9 protein-coding genes and 2 pseudogenes are annotated in these 8,956 nt (G+C 41.4%); 2 read left to right on the top strand and 9 right to left on the bottom strand.

The features are described from left to right. Window positions 1-200: 200 nt before the first annotated feature. The 9 genes and pseudogenes from XDD1_RS10450 to XDD1_RS20395 all read right to left on the bottom strand — a co-directional run. The gene (locus tag XDD1_RS10450; RefSeq protein WP_052705682.1) at window positions 201-641 is read right to left on the bottom strand and encodes a DUF6201 family protein; all 441 of its coding nucleotides are present in this window, start codon (window positions 639-641) and stop codon (window positions 201-203) included. After that, window positions 638-1,483 (bottom strand): DUF6402 family protein, encoded by an 846-nt coding sequence (locus XDD1_RS10455; protein WP_045970977.1) that lies wholly within the window; start codon window positions 1,481-1,483, stop codon window positions 638-640. The genes XDD1_RS10450 and XDD1_RS10455 overlap by 4 nt, the downstream gene beginning before the upstream one ends. A gap of 143 nt (window positions 1,484-1,626) precedes the next feature. Further along, window positions 1,627-2,223: an Hcp family type VI secretion system effector gene (locus XDD1_RS10460; RefSeq protein ID WP_197540986.1), complete on the bottom strand. Its 597-nt coding sequence runs from the start codon at window positions 2,221-2,223 to the stop codon at window positions 1,627-1,629. A gap of 242 nt (window positions 2,224-2,465) precedes the next feature. Continuing rightward, the gene (adiC, locus tag XDD1_RS10465) at window positions 2,466-3,794 is read right to left on the bottom strand and encodes an arginine/agmatine antiporter (RefSeq protein WP_045970979.1); all 1,329 of its coding nucleotides are present in this window, start codon (window positions 3,792-3,794) and stop codon (window positions 2,466-2,468) included. A gap of 17 nt (window positions 3,795-3,811) precedes the next feature. Next, window positions 3,812-6,085, bottom strand: a complete 2,274-nt coding sequence (gene adiA / locus XDD1_RS10470) for an arginine decarboxylase (protein ID WP_045970981.1) — start codon at window positions 6,083-6,085, stop codon at window positions 3,812-3,814. A 600-nt stretch (window positions 6,086-6,685) separates the two neighbouring features. Further along, window positions 6,686-7,093: a DUF6201 family protein gene (locus XDD1_RS10475; RefSeq protein ID WP_045970983.1), complete on the bottom strand. Its 408-nt coding sequence runs from the start codon at window positions 7,091-7,093 to the stop codon at window positions 6,686-6,688. A gap of 34 nt (window positions 7,094-7,127) precedes the next feature. Then, window positions 7,128-7,313 carry a DUF6402 family protein gene (locus XDD1_RS19965; RefSeq protein WP_071827265.1) on the bottom strand — a complete coding sequence of 62 codons (186 nt, stop codon included), beginning with the start codon at window positions 7,311-7,313 and terminating at the stop codon, window positions 7,128-7,130. Between the two features lie 59 nt (window positions 7,314-7,372). Continuing rightward, a pseudogene (locus XDD1_RS19970) lies at window positions 7,373-7,495 on the bottom strand (DUF6402 family protein); the annotation flags it as partial. A 49-nt stretch (window positions 7,496-7,544) separates the two neighbouring features. Beyond that, window positions 7,545-7,631, bottom strand: a pseudogene (locus XDD1_RS20395) (Hcp family type VI secretion system effector); the annotation flags it as partial. Window positions 7,632-7,920: 289 nt separating this feature from the next. On the opposite strand from XDD1_RS20395, the gene XDD1_RS10485 reads away from it, so the two are divergent. Next, a complete protein-coding gene (locus tag XDD1_RS10485) occupies window positions 7,921-8,238 on the top strand; it encodes a phage holin, lambda family (protein WP_045970987.1) in 318 nt (105 codons plus the stop codon). Continuing rightward, entirely contained in the window at window positions 8,235-8,630 is a 396-nt protein-coding gene (locus tag XDD1_RS10490; protein ID WP_045970989.1) for a structural protein, read from the top strand. Before XDD1_RS10485 ends, XDD1_RS10490 begins: the two co-directional genes overlap by 4 nt. Window positions 8,631-8,956: the final 326 nt, after the last annotated feature.

Raw genomic sequence — 8,956 nt, forward strand, 5'->3', positions numbered from 1 at the left:
GCTTGCAACCTTGTCATTTTGACAACGCTATTTCAACAAGAACAGGTAATACCACAAATAAAAAAAGGTGCTGATATTCAGCACCAAAATGACTCCAAAGTCTATGACATCCAATCTCAGCGGCTAAATAGAGGAAAATATGAGGGTAGAATATTTACAAAACTCTTCATTTTGAATGGCGATAACAATCGCCATTTTAATCAATGGAAATATTGAAGAATTTTACTCCACCATTTTTTATGATTTATTGATATTTCATAGGCATCGGAAAAATCATCCGAATTAACAACAACAAAACGATCATGAAAAGGATCAGAGTTATCATTATTTGGAAACATCGGATTACTACCTAAAACATCAAGATCACCAGCCATATAAAATGGAGAACTTTGACCAATATAGTTATTATTAATGTCATATAAAACCACAAAAACAGGAGGTCTTTCTACTGTTAGGAAATACATTCCAAACAAATTTGTTGGTAATGGTTTATAATACTTAACAATATATTCCCCATTTGTGTCTTCATATACTTTAAATTTTCCCACAAGAAAGGTAGAGTGTGATAGAAAAAACCACCAAAATAAAATTATCCCCAATATAAGAAATAATATTTTCTTCATAAGATTATTTAAAGTCATAGCTCTATAATCCTATGTGCGGGTAATGGCGGCATCCATAATACGTCAGAGAACACGATGAAATCGCCACCTTTTTTATGTTTTCTTTGCCATGCTCTAAAATCGTCATTATAGATGGGAACACACCCCGAAAACTCTCCCGCAAGCTCTCGCCACAGACCTTTATCATAACGTGGTAGGTATGCCAATGTCTTCATCTTATTCAAAACACCATTTTTGTGCCACACGCCAAGAAACTCGCCTTTTGTTACAAAGTCGTAACTATCTTTCAAATAAATACCAACAAGTTCTGTGACAAAAACATCTTTCGAATTTCTTACCTCAACATAACCTCTTACGGCTAATTTGATCGTTGCTTTACCTATCGCTCCATAATAATCATCGATTGTATCAGTCATAGCTCCTATCTCTCTGGCATTCACCTGAGCATATGTATCTAATTCAATAGCTGAATCAGTATACCCTATACGTTTATCTTTACTTTTGCTTAGTCTTTTTTTTAGTAGCCTTATTCCTAAAGGTGAAGCCCACATATAATGTAATTCTTCTATAAGCGCTCTTACCTGTGTATAATTTATTGCCCATGCCATTTTCACAATAGAATCATTAATTATTTCTTTTGGTATATCTATTGAATCCATATCTACAGCATATTTTCTCTTTTCTTCTGCATCCTTAAATGCAAATACTGGCTCAGTATCAAACCAATGTCGCATTAATTTAGGTGCTGTTTCCCATCCCATCATTTCCATTGCATCGGGAAGTTCATTTAACATAAAAATATCGACTTCTATTTCCGTGACCTTGCCACCTTTAACCGTTTTAGTTGAATAAATTGCCATAATTAAATCCCTATTTTAGTTTGAAATACATATTCTACGTCGAGGTTTTCTTCTTGCTTGGTATCAAATTGCTTTGTCACACCCGATGTTTGACATATACCCTCTACCAATCCTTTATTCATCTGTATTCCATACGCAAAATGTTAGCAGTTATCGCCGTTATGCTGATTTTTTAGTTTGAACTGATGGCTAAACAAGGACGCAATAGTTTCCGCCAAAGGCAGAATAGACGAAAACCCCGAAAGTAACGGCCTTTCCTCTTCACGCCCCTGCAATTGCGATATCGCATAGCCTGTTGTCCCTGCCGCACGATGTGTGAATGATATCGACTTATAATCAAGCTGTACCGTTTCATACGGGATCTGGTCATTGTCATCTATCGAATGCGGATAGTGACAGGAAAAATCAACAATGGTTGCGCCTGTCAGTTTGATCTCATAAAAAAATTCCAACTGTCCGGCAAGGTTTACGCGGTAACACTTAAAAAGGGCATCCAGCAACTCGTTCTTGTCTATCGCCAACCCCAGCAACGGGGAAGATTTATCAATGGGTTTGGTAAAGCTGACCGGAAGGTGATTGACGTTCTGATCGCGGGTCATCATGTGGCTGAGGTGCAATACCTGTATTTCATCTTCCCGCCCGGCCTGATAGCGGTTGCCGATAGATTCGGGGGTTGAACAGCCCGCCGAGATTAAGCCTTGTTCCTTGCCCTTTAACGACAAGTAAATAAGATAGGACATTCCTGTCTCCTGTAATCTGATTTTCAATGGATGCTCATTACAGCATCAATTAAACAGGATATAACAGTAATACTTATCTATTCCAGCGTGAATAAAAACGCACCGCCAAAATTGTGATTAACTTCTATCCTTAAACAAAATCAAATAATGACCCAATATAAATTTCAGGTAATACCGCAAATAAAAAAGGTGCTGATATTCAGCACCAAAATAACGCCAAGTATGTGACACCCAAAATCAGATTAAGCTTTTTTATCTAACGGAAAAGGAACAGGATGTTTTGTGTTGTAGTTAAAAGTATACATGGCCGTTATGACCATCATGACAACCAGTGTCCAAGACACTTCTTTTGCTCCGGTTCCCAAGACCGCCCAGATACAATAAATGAAGGCAATAAACGTAACGATGATATATTGCGTTTTTTCCTGCCCAAGATGGCCATGACCAATTAATAACAAGGCAGCACAGGTATACAGGTAAGGGACCAAGGTAAAAATAACCGAGACAGACGAGACCAAGCCAAATTCTTTCGCCGCATTGGGGGAAATACTGCTGAGCTGGAAAATCGTCATTAAGATGCCGAGGATCAACAAGCCCGCCACCGGTGTCCCCGCTTTGTTCACTTTGGCAAAGATGGCAGGAAACAACCCATCGTCTGCCGCAGCCTTGGCCGTCTGCCCGGCGAGTAGTGTCCAGCCGCCCAGTGATCCCAAACAGCCTGCCGCCGCACAAAAGGCAACCACTGCGCCGGCGGTATCGCCCAATGCCAGTCTGGCCGCATCACCAAAAGGTGACGATGAGATTTTCAACGCGGCATTGGGGATCATGCCCATAATCACGCTGCTGGACAGCACATAACAGACCGCCGCAATCAACACACCGCCAATGGTGGCAATCGGCACGTTGCGCTTGGGATTTTTAACCACACCCGCTGCAACGGAAGCACTTTCAACGCCGATAAAGGACCATAATGTGACGTTTAAAATGCTCTGGATCGCACCAAAGGTATTCAACCCACTGACGTTCCACGCCGCCATATAAGTCTGGCCGTTAAACCAGAACCAGCCCAATACCGCAGTGGCGACAATCGGAATCAGGGCTAATGTTGTCGCGACCGCCTGCACTCGGGTAATCACATGCGGCCCGATGATATTTAAAATGACAAATATCCACAGTATGACGGTACAGGTGAGGGTTAAAACGATGGGGTCTTTCAGGATGGGGAAAAAATAACTTAGATAACCCACGCCAATCACCACCATCGCGATATTGCCGATCCAGCACGCCAGCCAATACAACACGTTCGTTTGATAGCCTAAAAAGGGGCCAAAGGCCCGTCTTGCATAGGCATAAGAACCACCGGGACTGTCATCCAGTGAGGCCATCTTTGCATAGACGATTGATAACCCCACCGCGCCAATGATGGTCACCAGCCAGCCAAGAATGGCAATGCCCCCGGTTGCCGCCAGACTGGCGGGCAGGAGGAAAACCCCCGATCCCATGATGTTACCCGCCACCATCAGCGTTACCGGGATCAATCCGACTTTTTTTGCCTCTGAAACCGTAGCCATAATTTATCTTCCCGTTTTCACTTTTTTATACACATGACGTGATAAATGCCGTTGATAATTTCCGTGCCTTCCGTTTCATGCTCAAAACCGGGGAATTGGTGATCCCATTTTTGCAATGCGTGTAAATAGCCAATCTGCGGGCTGGACTTATCACCAAAATTTTCACCTGAAAGCAGCATGGGAATACCCGGCGGATACGGGATGATAGAGTTGGCGGCAATGCGATGAGGCAGATTGTCCAGTGCCACCATTTCCACCGCATTGGTCACGATGGCTTGATAAGCGGCTCGCGGGGTCATTTCCATTTTGGGCAAGCCCGCATAGGCCTGATTGAGCTTTTCGCCCGGATTATTCTGGCGTAAATAATCGAACATTTTGTCGCCCAATTCTTGCAAGCCTAAATGTTCATACACCTCCGGATACTGCTCCACTAAATCCGGCAAAACCTTACTCAAAGGCGTATTGGCATCATAATGGTGTTTGAAAGAGAGTAAGGTGTTGAGTAAGGTTCCCCATTTTCCTTTGGTGATACCCATTGAAAACAGGAACATAATTTGGAAATCCGTGGTACGGGTCGGTACGATACCGTGCTGGCTTAACCATGCAGTGACCAAGGCAGCCGGTACACCCTGTTTTTGCAACTTCCCGTTATCTCCCATGCCCGGCGCCAGGATGCTGACTTTAATCGGATCGAGCATACTCCAATTATCCGGCAAATCTTCAAACCCGTGCCAACTGTCGCCCGGACGCATGACCCAACAGCCTTGATCTTTCGTCAGTAACTCCCTGGGGGCATCGGCAAAAGCTATTTTCTTGCCGGTTGCCGGATCGGTGACTTTTTCCTGATTCCAGGGTTTAAAAAACCAATCCCCCTGCTTACTGAAATCCCGGTGTAAACGCGCCAGTGCCTGACGAAAATCAACCGCTTCTTCAATCACTTCCTGCGTCAAAGAATAACCACTATTACCGTCCATCATGGCAACCGCAATATCATTGGAAGCACAAATCGCGTACAGCGGAGAGGTGGTCGCGTGCATCATGTAGGCCTGATTAAACCGTGAGAAATCCACCGGGCTACGGCCATCGCGGACATGAATAAAAGAGGCTTGGGAGAGCGCATTCAACAATTTATGGGAGGAATGGGTCGCAAAGACGGTCGGCCCGGCGTGGTTTTTCGGTTCCCCCCGCATCGCATAATGATCATGATAAATCGGGTTAAACCGCGCATAACCATACCATGCTTCATCAAAATGGATCCTATCGACGCTTTTATCCAACAGTTCCTGAACCTGTTTGGCGTTATAACAGACACCATCATAGGTACAGTTTGTCACGACACTATAGACGGGTTTCCGGTTAGCCGACGCCTGCGTCAGTGGATTTTGTTTCAGTTTTTTCTGTAAGGTCTTGGCCTGCATCTCTTGCGGATAGATAGGCCCAATAATGCCATAGCGGTTACGGCTTGGCAGCATATAAACCGGTTTTGCGCCTGTCAGGATCAGCCCCTGTTCAATGGATTTATGGCAGTTTCGGTCAATAATGACCACGTCATCTTCGGTCATGCAGGCCTGCATAATCGTGCGGTTAGAACCGGATGTGCCGACCACGACCGAATACGAATGGTCTGCACCAAACACTCTGGCGGCATTTCTTTCACTTTCACCGAATGCACCGGAATGATCCAGCAGTGAACCTAATGAGGCGCGTTCAATCCCCATATCGGTACGGAAAAGATTCTCCCCATAATAATCATGATAAAAGCGGCCAACCGGTGTCTTATTAAACCCGACGCCCCCTTGATGTCCGGGTGCCGCCCAGGAATATTCATAGGTTTGGCTGTATTTCATCAACGCAGACATCAAAGGCGGGAATAATTGTTGACGATAACGCTGCATGGCTGCAATAGCACGACCCGCGATAAAATCCGCCGAGTCTTCCAATATCCAGGCAAACTCAGTTAGCTGTTCCAGTAATGCGTGATTGAGCAAAAATACCGTTTTTTCCCGGTCACTTAATAAAAATACCGGCACATTTTCCTGTCGCTCAAATAATTTATTCAATAGCTTCTGTATTTGCAGATATAAATCATCATCCATGAGCGCACAGCTTATCATTAAACAATCGAACGGCTCATTCGCTGAAATTATTGTATAGCTATCATCAAAAGACTCAGCAATCACCACCTCAACGTCTTTCCCGACTAATTTATCTGCCAACCTATGCACCGCATTTTCAATATAGTGGCTATGATATCGTGTACCCACTTCGTTTTTGGCTATCAATACTTTCATGACATTATTCCTTACGCTACATCTATTTGAACTAAAAGGATAAATTCAGGATTACCTGACAGTGACCCTAGATAAAATGATTAAAAGTATTTTTAACGATGCCGAGTGAGTCATAGCAAAAACTGCCAGTAACATAATCATATTGATTAACTATTTTTTGAAATATAGTTGCCCATTAAAAATCATATTGAACAATATAGTATCTATTTGAACTTGTGCAATTTAAGCAAATCAGCAGCACATAGATTTATCGACACAGAACCCATGCCATATCTATTGAAAAAACAGGAAAAATTGCCAATAACGGTATTTTAATATCTTATTTCAATTACTTTTTTGATTGGATTTTATTTATTCTATTGGTTTTTTATATAATGAATCTATGATGTGCTATTTTTATCTTCACAGTGTATTTATTGAATATTCCCTCCAAATTTTCCTGACATCAGCAACCCGCTGTTAGACTGGTACTAAAGGCATTGGTTTTTATGTCATCAAGACACTATTTAACATCATGATAAATAATTAAAAAGCCCCTGAATTTCAGAGGCTAAACAGAGGAAAACTTAAGGATAGAATGTTTACAGTATTTTCATTTGTTTAATGAAAATATTGCAGTATTTTGCTCCACCATTTTTTGTGGTTTATATCTATGTCATAAGCACTTTCAACATCCCCAACGACTACAATATAAAAGTGCGTATCCAATATATCTTGGGGATTTTTTTCTGGTAAGGTAGGATTCCCTTCAAAGAATGAATAAATATTCATCATATTAAAAGGTGATGTTTGACCTATATATTTACCATGTTTATCATATAAAACCACAAAAATAGGTTCTTGCTCCATTATGGTTAAATACATTCCAAATAAATTAATAGGTTTAGGCTTGTAATATTTTGCGTAATACTCACTCTTACCAGAGTTAATTTCGTTCCGTGTATCACTTTCTTTCAAAAAAGTAACATGTGATAAAAAAAACCACCATAAGAAAAACATGAGCAGCATAAAACATAAAATATACTTTACTGTTTTTTTATCATCATAAATAAATTACTCTATCTTTTGGCAAAGGAGAAACCCATAAAACATCTGAAAACACAATAAAATCCCCTCCTTTATTATGTTTATTTTGCCATTTTCTAAAATCTTCATTATATACAGGAACGTATCTTGAATATTCTCCTGCCGACAACTCTCGCCACATATTATCTTTATAAAAACCCATTTATCCACATATCCCCTCACTGCTAATTTTAATGTTGCTTTCCCTATAGCGCCAAAATAATCATCTATAGCATCCGTCAAAGAACCAATTTCTTTATAGTTTACTTGTGCATATATATCTAATTCAATTGCCGAATCAGAATACCCTATTTTATTTACGTTTCCGTCAAGTCTTTTTTTCAATAATTTTATTCCATTAGGTGATGCCCATTTCTGGACAAGTTCCTCAGTAGTTACCGATAGATTCCGGCGTTGAACAGCCCGCCGAGATTAAGCCTTGCTTCTTACCCTTTAACGACAAATAAATAAGATAGGACATGCCTGTCTCCTGTCATCTGATTTTCAATGAATGCTTATAACAGCATCAATTAAACAGGATATAGCAGTAATGCTTATCTATTCCAGAGTGGATAAAAGTACATCAGTAAAATTGTGATTGATCTCTCTTCTTAAGTAAAATCAGATAATTACCTCATGTCAATTTAACCGCAGCTTTAGTAAGAGCCAGCGCACAATGGCGTAACCATGTGGATCTTCTTTCCTGACGTTACTATAGAAAAGTACCGGGCATCATTGATGACGCCCATCATTAAATTACGGGACGAATAATGAAAGAACATCCTGATTTATGGGCCGATTTATTAAATGGTCTAAAAAACGCTTGGCCGCAAATTTCTGGCTCTATTTTGGCCGTCATGATCTGTTATGGCCGACTGATTTATGACGGTGTGGAGCGGAAAAATCGCTGGGTTGAACCGCTACTCTGCGGCGCGCTGTCGTGGGGATTCTCCAGCGGGCTGGAACTATTTGGTATTCCAAACAGTATTTCACCTGCCCTCGGCGGTGCTGTGGGTTTTATTGGCGTCGAGAAAATCCGCGAGATTGCGCTTCGGGCCATCAATAAACGTTTAGGAGATAAACAATGACCAGAGGGATACGTAACCACAATCCCGGCAATATTCGCCACGGGGATAAATGGCAGGGTTTGCGTGATATTCAGACCGATAAATCATTTTGTCAGTTTATCGCACCAGAATATGGCATACGAGCAATGCTGAAAATTCTGCGTAATTATGAACGCAAATATGGATATAACACGATCCGCCAGTTTATTTCCCGCTGGGCACCGCCCAATGAAAATAATACCGAGAGTTATATTGCTTATGTGTGCAAATCCGTTGGCGTGCCTGACAGCGCTGTCATCGATGTAGATAATATCGCCACCATGAGCCGACTGGTTAAGGCCATTATCCAAATGGAAAACGGCCGACAGCCTTATTCTGATGCCGTCATCAAACGGGCATTTGAATTATTATAACGTTTAGCCTGTACATCATCACCGCCAAATGACTGGCGGTGACTTTTCAAGATATTTCAATTACATCACGCTAGCGCACAGAAATTAACGTTGAATGTGCCCTGACTATTTTAGCGTCATATCCCCCAATATACCCACCAGAATTTTTAATAATACCTATCAAAAATAAATGGATAAAAACACTTTTACAGTGTGGATTTAAAAAATAAAGTATCCAATTTATAAACGATTTAGATCATTAATATCTTTACTGTGACTTATACGTCACATAACTGACATTTAATTCATTAGCCAAGTGCACCAGCCTTACGAGCAGGAGTTAAGCA

This window comes from Xenorhabdus doucetiae (assembly GCF_000968195.1).
Taxonomy (GTDB): Bacteria; Pseudomonadota; Gammaproteobacteria; order Enterobacterales; family Enterobacteriaceae; genus Xenorhabdus; species Xenorhabdus doucetiae.